This is a genomic window from Streptomyces longispororuber (assembly GCF_024448165.1).
GTDB lineage: Bacteria > Actinomycetota > Actinomycetes > Streptomycetales > Streptomycetaceae > Streptomyces > Streptomyces longispororuber_A.
In genome coordinates this window covers 1-15,939 of record NZ_JAMOLN010000225.1, presented here as the reverse complement: position 1 = coordinate 15,939, position 15,939 = coordinate 1, and the positions used below count along the sequence as shown (strand labels likewise).

12 protein-coding genes and 1 pseudogene are annotated in these 15,939 nt (G+C 72.9%); 9 read left to right on the top strand and 4 right to left on the bottom strand.

The window, feature by feature from the left end:
• The coding region (locus M4J07_RS40150; RefSeq protein ID WP_255980733.1) for an MDR family MFS transporter at positions 1–1,422 on the bottom strand (1,422 nt) is incomplete at its 3' end.
• A 440-nt stretch (positions 1,423–1,862) separates the two neighbouring features.
• On the opposite strand from M4J07_RS40150, the gene M4J07_RS40145 reads away from it, so the two are divergent.
• Positions 1,863–2,339 (top strand): SsgA family sporulation/cell division regulator, encoded by a 477-nt coding sequence (locus tag M4J07_RS40145; protein WP_255980731.1) that lies wholly within the window; start codon positions 1,863–1,865, stop codon positions 2,337–2,339.
• A gap of 82 nt (positions 2,340–2,421) precedes the next feature.
• Here the strand turns inward: M4J07_RS40145 and M4J07_RS40140 are convergent, their stop codons facing one another.
• Together M4J07_RS40140 and M4J07_RS40135 are read right to left on the bottom strand one after the other, a co-directional pair.
• Positions 2,422–2,748: a WXG100 family type VII secretion target gene (locus M4J07_RS40140; protein WP_255980729.1), complete on the bottom strand. Its 327-nt coding sequence runs from the start codon at positions 2,746–2,748 to the stop codon at positions 2,422–2,424.
• Positions 2,749–2,776: 28 nt separating this feature from the next.
• A complete protein-coding gene (locus M4J07_RS40135; protein WP_255980727.1) occupies positions 2,777–3,109 on the bottom strand; it encodes a WXG100 family type VII secretion target in 333 nt (110 codons plus the stop codon).
• A 190-nt stretch (positions 3,110–3,299) separates the two neighbouring features.
• Here M4J07_RS40135 and M4J07_RS40130 point away from each other — a divergent pair, with 190 nt between their 5' ends.
• From M4J07_RS40130 to M4J07_RS40115, 4 genes are all read left to right on the top strand, one after another.
• The gene (locus M4J07_RS40130) at positions 3,300–4,223 is read left to right on the top strand and encodes an RICIN domain-containing protein (protein WP_255980725.1); all 924 of its coding nucleotides are present in this window, start codon (positions 3,300–3,302) and stop codon (positions 4,221–4,223) included.
• Entirely contained in the window at positions 4,223–4,552 is a 330-nt protein-coding gene (locus M4J07_RS40125) for a YbaB/EbfC family nucleoid-associated protein (protein ID WP_255980723.1), read from the top strand. The genes M4J07_RS40130 and M4J07_RS40125 overlap by 1 nt, the downstream gene beginning before the upstream one ends.
• Before the next feature lie 63 nt (positions 4,553–4,615).
• Positions 4,616–5,974 (top strand): EsaB/YukD family protein, encoded by a 1,359-nt coding sequence (locus M4J07_RS40120; protein ID WP_255980721.1) that lies wholly within the window; start codon positions 4,616–4,618, stop codon positions 5,972–5,974.
• A gap of 32 nt (positions 5,975–6,006) precedes the next feature.
• A complete protein-coding gene (locus M4J07_RS40115) occupies positions 6,007–8,796 on the top strand; it encodes a right-handed parallel beta-helix repeat-containing protein (RefSeq protein ID WP_255980719.1) in 2,790 nt (929 codons plus the stop codon).
• A gap of 50 nt (positions 8,797–8,846) precedes the next feature.
• On the opposite strand, the gene M4J07_RS40110 is transcribed toward M4J07_RS40115, so the two are convergent.
• On the bottom strand, positions 8,847–9,506 hold the full coding sequence (locus M4J07_RS40110) for a hypothetical protein (protein ID WP_255980717.1): 660 nt from the start codon (positions 9,504–9,506) through the stop codon (positions 8,847–8,849).
• Positions 9,507–9,681: 175 nt separating this feature from the next.
• Here M4J07_RS40110 and M4J07_RS40105 point away from each other — a divergent pair, with 175 nt between their 5' ends.
• The 4 genes and pseudogenes from M4J07_RS40105 to M4J07_RS40090 form a co-directional block, all read left to right on the top strand.
• Positions 9,682–10,212, top strand: coding sequence for a WXG100 family type VII secretion target (locus M4J07_RS40105; protein WP_255980715.1), 531 nt, complete (start codon positions 9,682–9,684; stop codon positions 10,210–10,212).
• The gene (locus M4J07_RS40100) at positions 10,205–10,699 is read left to right on the top strand and encodes a WXG100 family type VII secretion target (protein ID WP_255980713.1); all 495 of its coding nucleotides are present in this window, start codon (positions 10,205–10,207) and stop codon (positions 10,697–10,699) included. The genes M4J07_RS40105 and M4J07_RS40100 overlap by 8 nt, the downstream gene beginning before the upstream one ends.
• The gene (eccCa, locus tag M4J07_RS40095) at positions 10,699–14,766 is read left to right on the top strand and encodes a type VII secretion protein EccCa (protein ID WP_255980711.1); all 4,068 of its coding nucleotides are present in this window, start codon (positions 10,699–10,701) and stop codon (positions 14,764–14,766) included. Before M4J07_RS40100 ends, eccCa begins: the two co-directional genes overlap by 1 nt.
• A gap of 81 nt (positions 14,767–14,847) precedes the next feature.
• Positions 14,848–15,939 (top strand): annotated as a pseudogene (locus M4J07_RS40090) (hypothetical protein); the annotation flags it as partial.

Sequence of the window (15,939 nt, the reverse complement as noted above, 5' to 3'; positions counted from 1 at the left end):
GGTCTTGTGGGACGGCCGGAGGAAGAGGGCCAGTACGACGCCGACGGCGAGGGTGGGGGCGATCCAGAGGTATCCCGTCGCCGTGGCGTGGGCGAAGGCGTCCAGTGCGGTGTCGCGCAGGGCCGCGGGCAGGTGGCCGATGGTGTCGGGGCGGGCGGCGTCGAAGCCGCCTGCGGTGGGCAGGCCGTGGGCGCGGTCGGCGAAGCCGGTGTTGAGGAGCGTGCCGAAGACGGCGACGCCGAAGGCCGCGCCGATGGAGCGGGAGAAGGTGACCACGGCGCTGGCGGCGCCCAGGTCGGCGGCGGGCACGCTGTTCTGGACGGTGGTCAGCACGACCATGGGGACCATGCCGATGCCGACGCCGGTGATCAGGAAGTAGCCGCTCAGCGCCCAGGTGTTGGTGGCCGCGCCGATGGTGCCCAGCAGGAGCAGTCCGGCGAGGTTGGCGGCGAGGCCGGCGAGCAGGATCGTCCGCAGCCGCTCGACGTGTGCGGCCCAGCGTCCGGCCAGGGACTGGCTGATGACCAGGCCGGCGACGAGCGGCAGCATGTGGATGCCGGACAGGGTGGCCGAGACGCCGTGCACGATCTGCAGGTAGGTCGGCAGGTAGACGAGGACGGCGAACATCGCGGCGTTGGCGAAGAACCCGATCAGCGAGGAGAAGACCACGGTCCGCGAGCCGAGCATGGCCGGCGGCAGGACCGGGGCGGCGGCGCGGCGCTCGACCGGGAGCAGCAGGGCTGCCAGGGCGAGGGTGGCGACGATCAGGCCGACGATGGCGGGCGACCCCCAGCCCCAGCGCTCGCCGAACGAGGTGATCAGGACGAGGCCGGTGGCGATCGCGGCCAGGAGGGTGGCGCCGAGGTAGTCGATGCGGGCCTTGGCGCCGCGGGTGGCGGCGGGCAGTGCGCGGGCGGCGACGGCCAGGGCGACGACGCCGACGGGCAGGTTGATCAGGAAGGCCCACCGCCAGGACAGCTGGTCGGTGAAGACGCCGCCCAGCAGGGGGCCGACGATGCTGGCGACGCCGTAGACCGAACCGAACATGCCCTGGTAGCGGCCGCGTTCGCCCGGGGCGACGATGTCGCCGACAAGGGCGAAGGTCAGCACGATCATGCCGCCGCCGCCCACGCCCTGGAGCACCCGGGCGCCGATCAGTTCGGGCAGGTTCTGCGCCAGGCCGCAGGCGACCGAGGCGATCAGGAAGATCGAGGTGGCCGTCAGGTAGAGCCGCTTGCGGCCGAACATGTCGCCGAGCTTGCCCCACAGGGGTGTGACCGCCGTGGAGGCGAGCAGGTATGCGGCGCTGACCCAGGCGATGTCGTCGAACCCGTTCAGGTCCTGCGCTATCCGGGGCAGTGCGGTGGAGACGATCGTCTGGTCCAGGGCGGCCAGGAGGACCGCGAGGATCAACGCGCTCATGGCTGCGGCCACCCCGCCCCCGCCTGCCGCGGGTGCCTCAGGTGATGCGGGTGCCGCGAACCGCTGTGACTTCGACATCAGGACTTCCCTTTCCGGAAGCAGTGCATTGTAACCGACTCATTGATCTGACACTCAGGCTCTTATTTGTCTCATCACTGTAGCGCTTGTTGGGACTAGATCTATTCCAGAGAGGCGCTGAAGGCTTGGCCGGTGAGTGCTGACGATCCTGGAGCGCCCGGACGCACCGACGCCCCCGGGCACCTGTGACCAGGTGATCCGGGGGCGCACAAAGAGGGACAGGAGGCTGTTTCCCGGACATGGTCGCGGGCGTTCGGCGGCGAACTCGGTGCAGAGCGACGGTCAACTTACTTATGTACGTCGATCGCGCGACGACGAGAGTGGGCCGGGTCAGCTTCCGCCCACAGAAGGGTCCTCGCGTCATGAGCGGCAACCATCCCGGTGTCCAGGCTCCCAGGACGGTCCCGCGCGGCAGCGGCACCGAGCTGGTCCTGGACATCGAGCGGGTGCTGGGCGTCTCGGCCCGGCAGACCGTCAGGGCGGAGTTCCGGTTCGATCCCGGCTCTCCCCTGCTCGTCCACGTGGAGCTGCTCGTCGAGGGCGGCCCCCGCGTGCTGTGGCGGATCGGCCGCGATCTGCTGCGGCAGGGGCTGTACTCGGTGAGCGGTCTCGGCGACGTCCGGATCTGGCCGGCGCCCTCGGCCGGGGAGGCGACGACCGCCCGGCTGCAGTTGGCCTCCGGCGACATGGCGGCCCTGTTCGAGCTGCCCGTGCCGCCGCTGGCGCAGTGGCTGGAGCACACCTACGGGCTGGTTCCCGCAGGTCAGGAGCTCTCCGCGATCGACTGGGACCGCGCTACGGCGGACCTGCTCCAGGACCCCATGACGCAGTCCGACTGATCACCGCGCCGGACTGGTCACCGGGCCGGACTGGTCACGGGGTCGGATCGGTCACGGGGTCGGACCGGTCACCCGGGCCGGTTCAGTTGGCGGACGTCCACGTCTTCAGGTTCGCCGCTTCCGCGTCCGCGTAGTTGGTCCAGTTGACGTGCATCATCGCGGCGATCGTGCCGAGCACGCCGCCCTGTGCCTCGTCGCCGTACAGCGCGACCGCGGCCTGGTCCCAGTGGTGCATGTGGAGCTGGTACTCGTCCGCCGACTGCGCGGCCCAGGTCTGGATCAGCGGCTGCAGTTTCGTGCGCAGGTTCTCCAGTTCCTCGTCGAGGAGCCGCACCGTCTCGTTGATGACGTGCCCGGCGTCCTGGAGGTTGCCGTGCACGCGCAGCGACGCCGATTCAAAGTCAGGCATGTCTGTTCTCCCGCTCGTTGCGCACCCGCTACCACCGGGGCGGCGGGAGCTGGATCCTGGAGACGTTGTGCGACGCGGCCGTCTCCGCGTCGACGTAGTTGCCGTGCGTACCGCTCAGGCCTTCGGAGATCGCGGTGAGCGCCTGGTGGAGCTTGGCCGCGTTCGCGTCGTAGTCGGCCATCAGCGCCCCGAACTGGGTCGCCGCGGGGCCCCGCCAGAAGTCCTCCATGCTCACCACGTACTTCCTGAGCGCGTCCAGCCGCTCGGCGACGGACTGCGCCGTGGTGGCACAGGAGCGGGCCGCGTCGGTGAGATCCGACGGCAGCAGCTCGTAGACGACCCCGTCTCTGGTTACCGACACAGTGGGACACCTTCCGTCGAGGTGTGCCGATCAGCACACCTGGAGTGTTGCACGGCACCGTCCGCCGGCAAAGATACCTGACTTGTGCACCGGCTGGGGTGAAGTCAGGTGTCCGAGTGCGGCTAGGATTGCACACACGTGTTTCAACATGTGAGTGCCGTCGGATGTGTCCGTCGCGAAAGGAATCGGCATGGGGGATCCAGAGTCCAAGAAGGTGCGCGGGCCCGGGCTGCCCGGTTTCGCGGGCAGTTTCGCCGCGAGCGCCCGCAGGATGGGGGAACGCGACCGGCCCCATGTGTTCTCGCGGCTGTTCGTCGTGGTGGGCGTGGTCGTGCTCGTCGCGGCGGGTGCGGTCGGCATCGGCATGATGTCCACGATGGGCGACGGATCCGCCGACCGGGCGGCCGCGTCGGCGCACGCCGGCACCCGGACCCCCGGGACACAGGGGGACGCCGTCCACCCGGGGACGAGCGGATCTCCGAAGGCGGGGCACGGGTCGAAGTCCGTGACGTCCGGCGGCGGTACGGCGCCGCTCCCGGCGGAAGGCGCCGCCCCGCAGGGCGGGTCCGGCCACCACGCGCCCGCCGCCGGCACGGGCGGCTCCGGCTCAGGTTCAGGCTCCGGTGCGGGCGGCAGCGGCACAGGCGGCAGCGCTTCCGGATCGGGGCAGGGTGGGAACGCGCCGGCCACGACGACCCGCCCGAAGGCCAAGGCGCAGGCCCAGCCGGGTGTGTCCGGCCGGATCGTGAGCTTCGCGTCGAGCCGGTGCATCGACGTCCTGGACGGCGGCAGCGGCGACGGAACCCCGCTGCAGATCTGGGACTGCTCCAACGACAGCTGGCAGAAGTGGACGTTCTACTCCGACGGCACGGTCCGGTCGCTGGGCAAGTGCATGCAGCTCGCCGGGGGCTCGACGGCCAACGGCACCCCCATCGTGCTGGCCACCTGCACGGGGAGTGCGGCGCAGAAGTTCTCCCTGAACAAGTCCGACGACCTCGTTAACACGCCCGTGGGCAAGTGCGTGGACGTCCGCGACAAGAAGACCGCCGACGGCACCCGTCTCCAGCTGTACAGCTGCGCGGGCACCCCGAACCAGAAGTGGGGCATGGGCTGATGGCCGCCGGTGAACACGCACGCGACGAGCACGGGCAGCCCGACCTCGACGCGCTCCTGGAACAGGCCCGGCAGCTGACGCACGGCTTTCTCGCCGCTCAACAGACGCCTGCTGACAAGGAGTTCACCGGCGTCGCCAGTGGCGGTCTGGTCACGGCGACGGTGAGCGCGGCGGGCCGTCTGGAGCATCTGGAGATCTCCCCGGTGGCCGCCGACCCCGACCACACCGAGGCCCTCGCGGACAGCGTCCTGACCGCGGTGCGCCACGCGCACGGGGCGGCGGCCGCCGCCCTGCAGGCCCGGTTCGCCGGGCTGACGGAACACCTGTGAGGGACGGCTCCGGCCCACGGCCGAGCCCACGGTCCGCAACGAGCCGAGCAGAAGGAATGGCCTGTGGAAGACGACCGCTGTCACGTCACGATCGTGGGGGCACGGCGCAGAGTCGACCTGTCGGTACCGGTGTACGCGACGATCGCCGAGTACACACCGATGTTGTTGCGCGCGTGCGGTCAGGAGACGACCGACGACACGTTCCCGCCCGTCTGGTCCCTCGCGCTGCCGGGGGCCCGGCCCTTCCCGCCGGAGGCGACCCTCGCGGAGTCCGGGGTCGTGGACGGCGCGACCCTCTACCTCCAGGACGCCGCCGCCGGCGAGTTCGACGAGGCCGAGGTCAGTGACCTGGAGGAACAGGTCGACGAGGTCAACCGCTCCGGCCTGTCCTGGGACGCCGGGGCGCGGGCCCACGCCCTGCTGCTGGGTGCGGTAGCGGCGCTGGTCGCCGGTTTCGCGCTGCTGGTAGCGCAGCGGCCGGCGCAACCGGTGGGCGGCATCGGCGCGTTGCTGGCCGGCTCCGGTCCTGCCCTGCTGGCCGCGCACGCCACCCGGCGCGCGTGGAGCCTGCCGGTCGGCGTCCGCCTGGCCATGGCGCTGTCGGCGGTGCCGCTCTACGCGACGGCCGCGCTGTCGGTGCCCCTCGCGCGCGAGCACCTCTCCACGGCGCTCGTGGCGGCCGGCATGGGCCTCGTGCTCGGGTCGGCCGTCGCCCGTCTCGCGGTGCCGCACCTCCTGACCCTGGCCGTCCTCACCGGGTCCGCTCTCTTCCTGCCCACGGCGGTGGGCCTCGGCCTGGCCGGCGCCGGCCCGACCCAGAGCGCGGGCGTCGTCGCCGTGCTCCTGCTCGGTCTGCTCGCCGTGGCCCCCACCGCCACCGGACACCTCGTCGCCCTGGCGGGCGGGGCACCTGGCGCGGCCGACGGCGAACCGGCCGGACGCGGCCCCGACGTGACCGAACTGGCCTGGCAGGCACGCCGGTTGCTGACCGGCGTCGCCGTCCTGTGCGCCCTCGTGCTGGCGCCGGCCCTGGTGCTGCTCGCCGCCGCGGACGACGCGTGGCCGGTGGCGCTGTGCGCCTGCGCGAGTCTGGCGCTGCTGCTGCGGGCCGGACTGCTCAACGCCCTCGGCGCCGTACTGCCCCAGCTGGTCGCGGGGGTGACCGGTCTGGCCTCCTGCCTGGCGCTCGCCCCGGCGTCCTTCGGCGCCCCGCCCTGGGCCGGTCCCGCGGCGCTGGTCCTGGCGGCCCTGGCGGCGCTCGGCCTGGGCCTCGCCCGGGTGTTCGGCAGCTCCGACCGGGTCGGCGAGCGGCCGGTCTGGATGAGCTCGCTCGGACTGTTCCTGTCGGTCGTCAGCGTCCCGCTCGCCCTGGGTGTCTTCGGCGTCTTCGGTGACCTGCTGAGCCTCGGGGCGGGCCTGTGAACGGCGGCACCGGCCGCACTGCGCAGCCGGTCATGAAGCACGGCGTCGTACGGGTCGCCGAGCGGGGATGGGGGACGCACCGCACGATCGCGGCGGCCGTGCGCGCCGCCGCCGACGGAGCCGTGGTCTCCCTCCAACCCGGCGTCTACCGCGAGTCGTTGGTACTCGACCGTACGGTGACGCTGACGGCCGCGAAGGGTCCTGGCACGGTGCGGATCGCGCCCGCCCGCGGCGCCGCGGTGACCGTCAGCGGCGGGGCGCCGGTGCTGCGCCACCTCGACCTCGCGGGCGGTGGCGGCGGACCCGCGCTGCTGGTCCGCGGCGGTGACGCGCGCGTCGAGGCGTGCACCGTGACGGCCGGTTCGGTCGAGGTGGGGCACGACGCGCGGGCCGCCCTGTGCGACTGCGCCGTACGGGACGTGCCCGGCGACGGCGTCCGGATCACCGGCACCGCCGTGGCCGCCGTCACCGGCTGCACGCTCGGGCCGGTCGGCCGGCACGGCGTGCACGTCGACGACGGGGCCCGGGCGGACCTGCGCGGCACCCGGATCGACCGGTCGGCGGCCTGTGCGCTGGTGCTGACCGGGACGGCCGCGGTCACGGCCGAGGACTGTTTCCTGGGCGAGTGCGCCGAGGACGCGGTCCGGGTCGGCGGCCCGGTCCGGCTCCTGCTGTCCGGCTGCCGTCTGCACGGCGCGGGTGGCCACGGGCTGCGCGCCGACGGCTGCGCCTCGGCGGCCGGGTCTGACGGGGGTGATGGGCGTGACAGGCATGACAGGGCGGACGGGTCGGCCGACGAGGCCGGTGCGGCTGGTGCGGCTGGTGCGGCTGGTGCGGCCGCCGGACACGTAGACGACCGCATCCGCCTCGAACGGTGTGAGATCCTGCGCACCGGCCGCGAAGGCGTGTACCTCGCCGGAGAGGCCGAGGCACGCCTGACCGACTGTCATCTCACGCAGACGGGTGGAGCGGCGCTGCACGTCATGGACGACGCCGCCCTCGTCCTCGACCGGGTCAGGGCCGTCGACCTGCCGGGCACGGCACTGGCCGTCGGGGGCGACGCCCGGGTCCGTGCGACCGGCTGCGTGTTCACCCGGACCGGCGCCAACGGGCTGTACGGGAGCGGGAGTTCGCTCACCGTGCTCACCGACTGCGAACTGTCCGCCACCGCCTACAGCGCGGTGCACCTGCAAGGCGGTGGCCGGGCGGAGCTGCGGTCCTGTGCCGTGCTGGACAGTGAGCAGCACGGTGTCCGCGTGGAGCACGGCGGCCATCTGACGGCATTGGACAGCCGGGTCGAGCGGGCCGCTCTGTCCGGGGTGGACGTCGAGGACGGCGACGCGGTGCTGCGCCGCTGCTCGGTCTCCGCGTGCGCGACCGGCGTCCGGCTGCGGACCCGGCACCGCCCGCTGCTCGACGCCTGCGAGATCCGTTCGGTGCGGACCACGGGGGTGGAGGTCGGCGCGGGCACCGGCGCGACGCTGACGGACTGCGTGGTCGAGGACTGCGGGACCTCGGGGGTCTTCTTCGAGCGGGACAGCGAGGGCTGGGTCGATGCCACGGCCGTCGGTGACGTCCGGGGCAGCGGGCTTGTGGTGTGGAGGGGGGCGCGGCCCCGGGTGTTCGCCACGAGGATCAGCGGCACGGCCAAGAACGGTGTCTACGCGCATGACGGGGCGGCCGGGGTGTTCGAGCGGTGCACGATCGCCGACACCCGGTATCCCGCCCTCTACGTGGGGGCGAAGGCCACGCCCGTGTTCCGGGGCCTGCGGGTGCACGACACGCAGGAGGACCTCTCCGCGCACGCCGACAGCGAGCCGGTGTTCGAGGGCTGCCGCACCGAGAACGTGTCGGTCACGACGTTGCCGGCCGACGCCGGTCCCGCCCCCGAGCGGAATCCCGCGGTCCACGGCGGCCGGGCTGCGCCGCCCGGCGGGAGCCCGTCCGAGGAAGACGTGAAGGACGCAAAGCATGCGGAGGACGGGGAGGATCCGGGCGCCGCGGAGACGCTGGCGGGGCTGCTGGCCGAACTCGGCCGGCTGGTGGGCCTGGACCGGGTCAAGCAGGAGGTCGCCTCGCTGGCCAAGGTGATGCGGATGGTCAAGCAGCGCCAGGAGGCGGGGCTGCAGCCGCCGCCGCTCAGCCGGCACCTCGTGTTCGCCGGGAACCCGGGCACGGGCAAGACGACCGTGGCCCGCCTCTACGGCCGCATCCTGGCCGCTCTCGGCATGCTGTCCCACGGCCGTCTCGTCGAGGCCGACCGCGCGGCGCTCGTGGGCGAGTACGTCGGCCACACCGCGCCGCGGACGACGGCCGTCTTCCGGCGGGCCCTGGGCGGCGTGCTGTTCATCGACGAGGCCTACGCGCTGGTGCCGCACGGCCAGGTGTCCGACTTCGGCCAGGAGGCGGTGGCGACGCTGGTCAAACTGATGGAGGACCACCGGGACGACGTCGTCGTCATCGTCGCGGGCTATCCGGACGACATGGACCGGTTCCTCGGCTCCAACCCGGGCCTCGCGTCACGCTTCACGCGGACCCTGAGCTTCGACGATTACGCGTCCGACGACCTGGTGCGCATCGTCGAGCACCAGGCGCACCTGCACGAGTACCGGCTGCGCGAGGACACCGTCGCCGGGCTGACCTCGCTCTTCGACGCGATGGAGCGCACCGAGCGGTTCGGCAACGGCCGCACGGCCCGGCAGGTGTTCCAGCGGATGACGGAACTGCACGCGCAGCGGGTGGCGGACCTGGCCTCCCCCGGGGCCGAGGACCTCACTCTCGTACTGCCCCAGGACCTGCCGGAGGAGGCGTTGCGCTCATGAGGCGGCGCACGGCCCGCGCGGCCGGGACCGGACCGCACGGGCCGTACGGATCACTCGGTGGCCGGGTGGGCCGGCGGGTCGGGGAAGGTGGCCTTGCGGTCGACCTGGGCGTACATCTGGCCGGCCCGGTTGACGACGGCGAGGTACTGGCCGGTCAGCGTCAGGGAGTTGGCCATCTGCCAGAGCGCCTTCTCCATCGCGGGCTTGATGGTCTCGCCGAACTTCCGGCCCATCTCGGCGACCGCCTCGGTGCCTTCCGGGTCGGTCTGCCCGTCCGGCATGGGGGCGGCCCCGCTGCTGTTGCCGGGACCGTTCGCGTTCATGGCGGCGAGGGGCTGTTTCGGCTGCGGCGGGCCGAAGAAGTCGTCCGTGCGCAGCGCCATGGTGGCGATGCGCAGGAGCTGGTAGTCGAAGGCCGCGGAGCGGAGCAGGCCGAGGACGGTCTCCTCGGCCGCGCGGACACTGTCCGCGTCCACGAACAGGGGCCCGGTGTCCACCACTTCGGAGGAGGGCGCGCCCTCGGGCGTGTCGGACTTGGGCGGCAGGTTGAAGGACGGCGGCGTGTCCCAGGCGACCGTGACGGACGGCATGAGATAGCTCAGGTCCTTGCCCGCGTCCGGATCCGGTGTGCTGTCACCTCCCGCACCGTCGCCCGTGCTGTCGCCGGTGAGCGGATGGGGGTCGTACTTGGAACCCTTGAGATCGGCCACGGTCTCGCTCCTGTCGATGAGGGCGGTGTCCGGTCGGGACTTCACATCTGTCGCGCCGTGACACCCTTCATTTCATGTTCGCATGTGTCCCGGCCGGACACTCACACATGTGTCACTGCTCGCCGGTTCCCGGCGGCAGTCCTTTCAGCACCGGCACGGAACGGGGTGGGCAGGCATGGCTGACGGTTCGCACAAGATGAGCCGGGGAGAGTTCGAGGTGGCGCTGGGTGCGCTGGGCGACGCCACCCGGAAGGTCAGGGCGGTCTCCCGGGACATCCAGGGTGACCTGGGGCAGATCCGCGGCCAGTTCGCCAGGCTGCCCGGCGTGTGGCGCAGCCCGTCGGAGTCCAGCAGCGAACCGGTCATGAAGTGGTTCGACCGCGCCTCGGCCGACCTGCACGCGCTCCTGGAGGAGATGACCCGGCGTATGCAGGTCTCCTACGACACCTACGTGGACGCCGAGAAGGCGAACTTCCACAACAGCGGTGGCGGCAGCGGCTCCTCGCACGGCGCGCACGCACCGCAGCAGCACGCGCAGGGCAGCCACCCGGCGCCGCACGAGGGGACGCTCCGCAACGGCGAGACGGACCCGCGGCCCGAGGCTTCACTGCGGACCGGTGAGACGGCCCCGCAACCCGAGACGGCCCCGCAACCCGAGGCGGCGCTCCGGGACCGCATGACCGGGCAGGGGGCTTCGGATGCCTGAGAGCCCGGACTACGACACGTCGGTCCTGTCGATCGACCCGCGGCTGGTCGAGGAGATCAGCAAGGCTCTGCTGGCGCTCGCGGACCAGATGGTCGATCACATCGAGGCCGTCGCCGACGCCGCGTTCCACCTGGAGCTGAGCTGGGCGGGCGACACCGCGCAGGAGGCGAAGAGGTTCATGGACCGCTGGAACGGCGTGATGCGTGAGCTCTTCGGCAGCAAGAAGCACCCGGAGGACGGCGTCCTCAACGTCATGGCGGGCACGGTGCACGTGGTGGCCGCCGCGTTCAGCCAGACCGAGGCCAGCCTGGAGAAGGTGTTCAGGGACTTCGCCGACAACCTCCCGGGCGGCACCAAGGACCTCCAGCACCAGGCCGCCCAGGCGCTCTCGGGCGACACCCCGTCGACCCCCACCTCGGCACCGCCGGACGTGCCGGAGGGCCTCGACCCCCAAGATTCCGCCGTCGTGGAGGACTTCTTCAACTGATGAGCAACATCGCCTTCCACCGTCCGGCGCGGACCTTCCCGCCCTCGGTGCCCGAACAGCAGATCGCCCTGCCCGCGCCGCCCCAGAAACCGCAGGAGGCGCAGGCGTCCAGCTGGCTCTACATGCTGCTGCCGCTGCTCAGCAGCGTGAGCATGGCCGCGTACATGGTCACCTTCGGCCGCCCCTGGATGATCGTCCTCGGCGTCGGCTTCGTGATCACGTCGGTCGCCGTGACCGCCCTGGTGCGGTCGCAGTCCAGGAGGTCGACGCGGATCGCCCGGCTGCGCCAACGCGACCGCTACGTCGAGTACTTGTCCGACATCCGCGCCCAGGCCCGCACCTCCGCGGCGGCCCAGCGGGCGGTGAGCGCCTTCCTGCATCCCTCGCCGCGCCGGCTGTGGGCGCTGGCCACCGGGCGGCGCCGGGTGTGGGAGCGCCGGCCGGCCGACGAGGACTTCCTCCGGCTCCGGCTCGGCCAGGGCCAGGGCGTGCCGGCGATGCGGCTGGCGTCCGGCAAGCGGGGCGATCCGACCGCGGAGTTCGAGGCGCAGTCGCAGCGCGCCGCGGACCGGCTGCTGCACGACCACGACCGCGTGGGACACGAACCCGCGTGGGTCGACCTCGCGGCGACCGGGGTGCTCAGCGTGCACGGGCCCGCGGAACGCACCGGACCGCTCGTCGGCGCCCTCCTGCTGCAACTCGGTGTGCTGCACGCGCCGGACGACGTGGAGATCGTCGCGCTGACCGCCGAGGACGCCCCGTGGTCCTGGGTGAAGTGGCTGCCGCACGCGCGGCACGCGGACGCCCGCGGCGCGGGCCCGGTGGTCGCCGGGCACATCGAGGGCATCGAGGACGTCCTGGCCGCCCGGCTCGAACGGGCCAGGGCCGAGCGGGCCGAGAACACGGCCGGCATCCTGCGCCGTGACGTGCCGGCGGAGCGGCATCTGGTCGTCGTCCTGGACGGCTTCCGGCCGGACGCGCCCTGGGCGAACCTGCCGCTCGTCACCGACCTGCTCATGGAGGCGGGCCCGGCCACGGGCCTGCACGTCGTGTGCACGGTGACCAAGGAGAGCGAGGAGCCCGGGCGGGTCGACGTCCGGGCCCGGATCGGCGCGGACGGCTCACTCGTCCTGGAGAGCCGCGTACCGGCGCTGACCAGTGCCGTGACGGACGCGACGGCGGACGCCTGCCCGCCCGCCCTGGGCGAGCAGACGGCGCGGGCGCTGGCGCCGCTGCGGCTGGCCGGGGAGCGCGAACAGGTGCTGTCCCGCACGGTCTCGCTGCCCGGCATGCTCGGGTTGCGGCGGCTGGAGGAGGTGGACCCGCCCGCGCTGTGGCGGGCGCCGGACGACGAGGCGCTGCTGCGCCTCCCGATCGGCGTCACGGGTGAGGGCGAGCAGCTCACGCTCGACCTCAAGGAGTCCGCGCTGGGCGGCGTGGGCCCCCACGGCCTGGTGGTCGGCGCGACCGGCTCGGGCAAGAGCGAACTCCTGCGCACCCTGGTGACGGGGCTGACGCTGACCCACTCCCCCGAGCAACTCAGCTTCGTCCTGGTCGACTTCAAGGGCGGCGCCACCTTCGCCGGGGTCACCGAACTGCCCCATGTCGCCGGTCTCATCACCAACCTCTCGGACGATCTGGCCCTGGTGGACCGCGTCCGCGCGGCACTCCAGGGCGAACAGACGCGCCGCCAGCAGATGCTGCGCGACGCCGGCAACGTGGACTCGGTCCGCGAGTACCAGATCCTCCAGGCCCAGGGCGCCACGGACACCGAAGGACGCCCGCTGGAGCCCATGCCCTACCTCATGATCATGGTGGACGAGTTCGGTGAACTCCTGGCCCAGCGGCCGGACTTCATCGAGCTGTTCGTCCAGATCGGCCGAGTGGGGCGCAGCCTCGGCATGCATCTGCTGCTCGCCACCCAGCGCCTGGACGAGGGCCGGCTCCGCGGCCTGGAGTCGCACCTGTCGTACCGGATCTGCCTGCGCACGTTCAGTGCCGCGGAGAGCCGTGCGGTGATCGGCACGACCGACGCCTACCGGCTGCCGTCGATCCCCGGCTCCGCCTATCTCAAGGTCGACGAGTCCGTGTACGAACGGTTCCGCGTCGCCCATGTGTCGGGCACCCACCACGACGTGTCCGAGGCGCCCTCGGCACCGCCGGTGGAGGTGTCCCTGCGCCCCTTCGCCTTCCGTACGGCCCAGGACGTCCGGTCCGGGCAGGACGAGGCCGTCGAGGCACCCGCCCCCGTCGCGCCGCCCGAGGCGGGCCGCCGCTCGGAGATGCAGGTCGCCGTGGAACGGATGATGTCCTACGGCAACCCGGTGCACCAGGTGTGGCTGCCACCGCTGCCACCGGCGCTGGAACTGGACTCGGTCCTCGGCCCCGTCACCACCGACGACGAGCGCGGCCTGCGCTCCGAGGTGTGGCCGGACGGCGGCGGGCTGAGCATCCCGGTCGGCGTCGTCGACCTGCCCGCCCAGCAGGAGCAGCGGGTCCTGCACCTGGACCTGGCCGGTGCCCACGGTCACATCGCCGTGGTGGGGGCGCCGCAGTCCGGCAAGAGCACCCTGCTGCGCACCGCCGTGCTGAGCGCGATGCTGGTGCACACCCCGGATGAACTCCAGTTCGTCTGCGTCGACTTCGGCGGCGGCAGCCTGGCCGGCGTCGAGGGCGCCCCGCACGTCTCCGGGGTCGCGTCCCGGCACGACGAGGCGCAGGTGCGGCGGGCCCTGTCGGTGGTGCGCGGCCAGTTGGAGGAACGCGAGCGGCTGTTCCGGGAGCTCAAGGCCGACACGGCGGACGACTTCCGCCGGATGCGGGCCGAGGGCGCGCTGCCGGACGGGGTCAACGGCGCGGACATCGTCCTGGTCGTCGACAACTGGGGCGCTCTGCGCGCTGCCGTGGAGGAGGCCGACGAGACGCTGGTGGAGATCGCCACCCGGGGCCTCGGCGTGGGCATCCACCTGGTGCTCAGCGCCAACCGCTGGAACGAGATCCGCGCGAACCTGCGCGACAACATCACCGGCCGCCTCGAACTGCGGCTGAACGAACCCGGCGAGTCGGAGGTCTCCCGGCCGGCCGCCCGCGCGCTGAAGGCCGTCCTGCCGGGCCGCGGGATCATCGCCCCCGGGATGACCTTCCACGCGGCGCTGCCCCGCACCGACGGTGTCGCGTCGACCGAAGGCCTCGCCAAGGCCCAGCAGAAGCTCGTCGACGATCTGTGGACGGGCTGGCAGGGGCGGGAGGCGGAGCCGCTGCGGGTCCTCGGCGAACTCGTCACGCCCGCCGACCTGGAGCACGCCGTGGCGCAGACCCACCCGGACGGCGCCGGACTGGCCACCGCAGACGTACCCGTGGGGCTGCGCGAGTCCGATCTGGAACCCGCCGTGCTGAACCTGGAGACCGACGGACCGCACTTCCTCGTGCTCGGCGACTCCGGTGCCGGGAAGACGGAGTTCCTGCGCGCGTGGATGCGCGGGACGGTACGGCGCCGCTCCTCGTGGGACGTCCGCTTCATCGTGCTCGACTACCGCAGGGGGCTCCTCGAAGCGGTGCCCGAGGAGTATCTCGGGGCGCAGGCCGGGGAGTCGCAGGCCGCGGCGTTCTATCTGGAGCAGCTCGCCGGGAAGCTGCGGGAGCGGATGCCGCCCGCCGGGATCAGCGCCCGTGAACTGCGGGAGCGCGCCTGGTGGTCGGGGCCCGAGCTGTATCTCGTCGTCGACGACTACGACCTGGTGGCCGGGGCCGGCCTCGGCGGCCGCAACCCGCTCGCGCCCCTGGCCGACTGTCTCGCCCAGGCCGCGGAGATCGGCTTCCACCTGGTGCTCGCCCGGCGGACCGGCGGAGCGACCCGCTCGGCGATGTCCGATCCGTTCGTCGGCCGGCTGCGGGAGCTGGGGACCGGCGGGCTGATCCTGTCCGGCGATCCCCGTGAGGGCGTGCTGCTCGGGGACCAGCGGGCGGCCCGGCGGCCGCCGGGCCGCGGCACGCTCGTCTCCCGCAGGAGCGGCGCCGTCGTCGTCCAGACCGTCCACGACCCGGCGGACCCCGAGCCGGCCCACTGACCGCGCCCCGCCCCCTCCACATCGCCGTCGCGGCCGGGCCGACGTACCCGGCCGCGCACCGATCCCGAAAGGTCCTCCACCATGGTCCAGTTCGACGTGGCTCCCGTCGTGCGGTTGGGCAACGACTGGATCGCCATCGGCGACGCCCTGTACGAGCGGGCCCGGGCCATGGACGGCGCCATCAACGCCGTGGGGTGGACGGGCGCGGCGGGGACGGCGGCCCGGGCGGCCTGGCACGACGGGGACCGGGGCGTGTTCTCGTCCCTCAGTACGTCGGCGGACGCGGCGTGGAAGATCGGCGAGTCGCTGCACGTCTACGCCGAGGAGCTGCAGAAGACGATCCACGAGATCAACAAACAGCGGCTGGTCGCCGCGCTGGCCAACATCTTCGGCCTGGCCCTGGGCGGACTGCTGCTCGAACTCGGGCCCCTGATCGGGGCGTTGCTCACCGCGGTCCGCAACATCCTGGCGAACATGGTGCCCTGGTTCGCCAGACTCGCGGCCGCCCTGGCGAAGACGGGGACGGTGGGCACGTTCGTGTCGAACGCCGTGGTCGGTGCGGCCATGAACCTCGGGCTCGACGTCGTCACGCAGTTGATGGCCGACGCGGCCGCGGGCGAGAAGTTCCACGGCGTGGACTGGCAGGACGAGGCGATCAGCATCGTGCTCGGCGCGCAGGAGTCGGCCGTCGGCGACCACTGGACACCCCATCCGAAACGGTCGGCCTCAGCCGCCGAATCGTCGCCGGTGCCGAAGCTGACGCCGACCGGCTCGGCCGCGCCCGCCAACACCCCGAAACAGTCCGTGGTCCTCCCCGTCACCGAGACGAAGGTGCCACTGCCGGACTTCCTCTCCAAGGCACTGACGCTCCCGCCGTACGGGCCGACCCGGTCCTCCACCGGAGCCAAGATCCAGGGCGGCCCCACGCGACTCGATCCGGCGCACGCACCGACCGCGACGTCGGCCACGCCCACCGAGACGGGGCCCTCGGCCTCTGCACCCGCGACACCCGGCGCCGCCCCACGGCCACCCGAGTCCGCCCGACCGACCGAGGCACCACCGACCGCCCCTCCGTCAACCGCCGCCCCGGCACAGCCCGCACAGCCCGCACCGTCGCACACCTCGGCCACCACCGGCCCGACACCGACCACGCCCGGGGCCACAGCCCCCGGT

What these genes read in the sequence shown, in the direction of transcription:
- M4J07_RS40145 (WP_255980731.1), top strand. Translation starts at nt 1,863, where the DNA reads ATGAGCGGCAACCATCCCGGTGTCCAGGCTCCCAGGACGGTCCCGCGC.
- M4J07_RS40140 (WP_255980729.1), bottom strand. Translation starts at nt 2,748, where the DNA reads ATGCCTGACTTTGAATCGGCGTCGCTGCGCGTGCACGGCAACCTCCAG.
- M4J07_RS40130 (WP_255980725.1), top strand. Translation starts at nt 3,300, where the DNA reads ATGGGGGATCCAGAGTCCAAGAAGGTGCGCGGGCCCGGGCTGCCCGGT.
- M4J07_RS40125 (WP_255980723.1), top strand. Translation starts at nt 4,223, where the DNA reads ATGGCCGCCGGTGAACACGCACGCGACGAGCACGGGCAGCCCGACCTC.
- M4J07_RS40115 (WP_255980719.1), top strand. Translation starts at nt 6,007, where the DNA reads ATGAAGCACGGCGTCGTACGGGTCGCCGAGCGGGGATGGGGGACGCAC.
- M4J07_RS40105 (WP_255980715.1), top strand. Translation starts at nt 9,682, where the DNA reads ATGGCTGACGGTTCGCACAAGATGAGCCGGGGAGAGTTCGAGGTGGCG.
- M4J07_RS40100 (WP_255980713.1), top strand. Translation starts at nt 10,205, where the DNA reads ATGCCTGAGAGCCCGGACTACGACACGTCGGTCCTGTCGATCGACCCG.
- eccCa (WP_255980711.1), top strand. Translation starts at nt 10,699, where the DNA reads ATGAGCAACATCGCCTTCCACCGTCCGGCGCGGACCTTCCCGCCCTCG.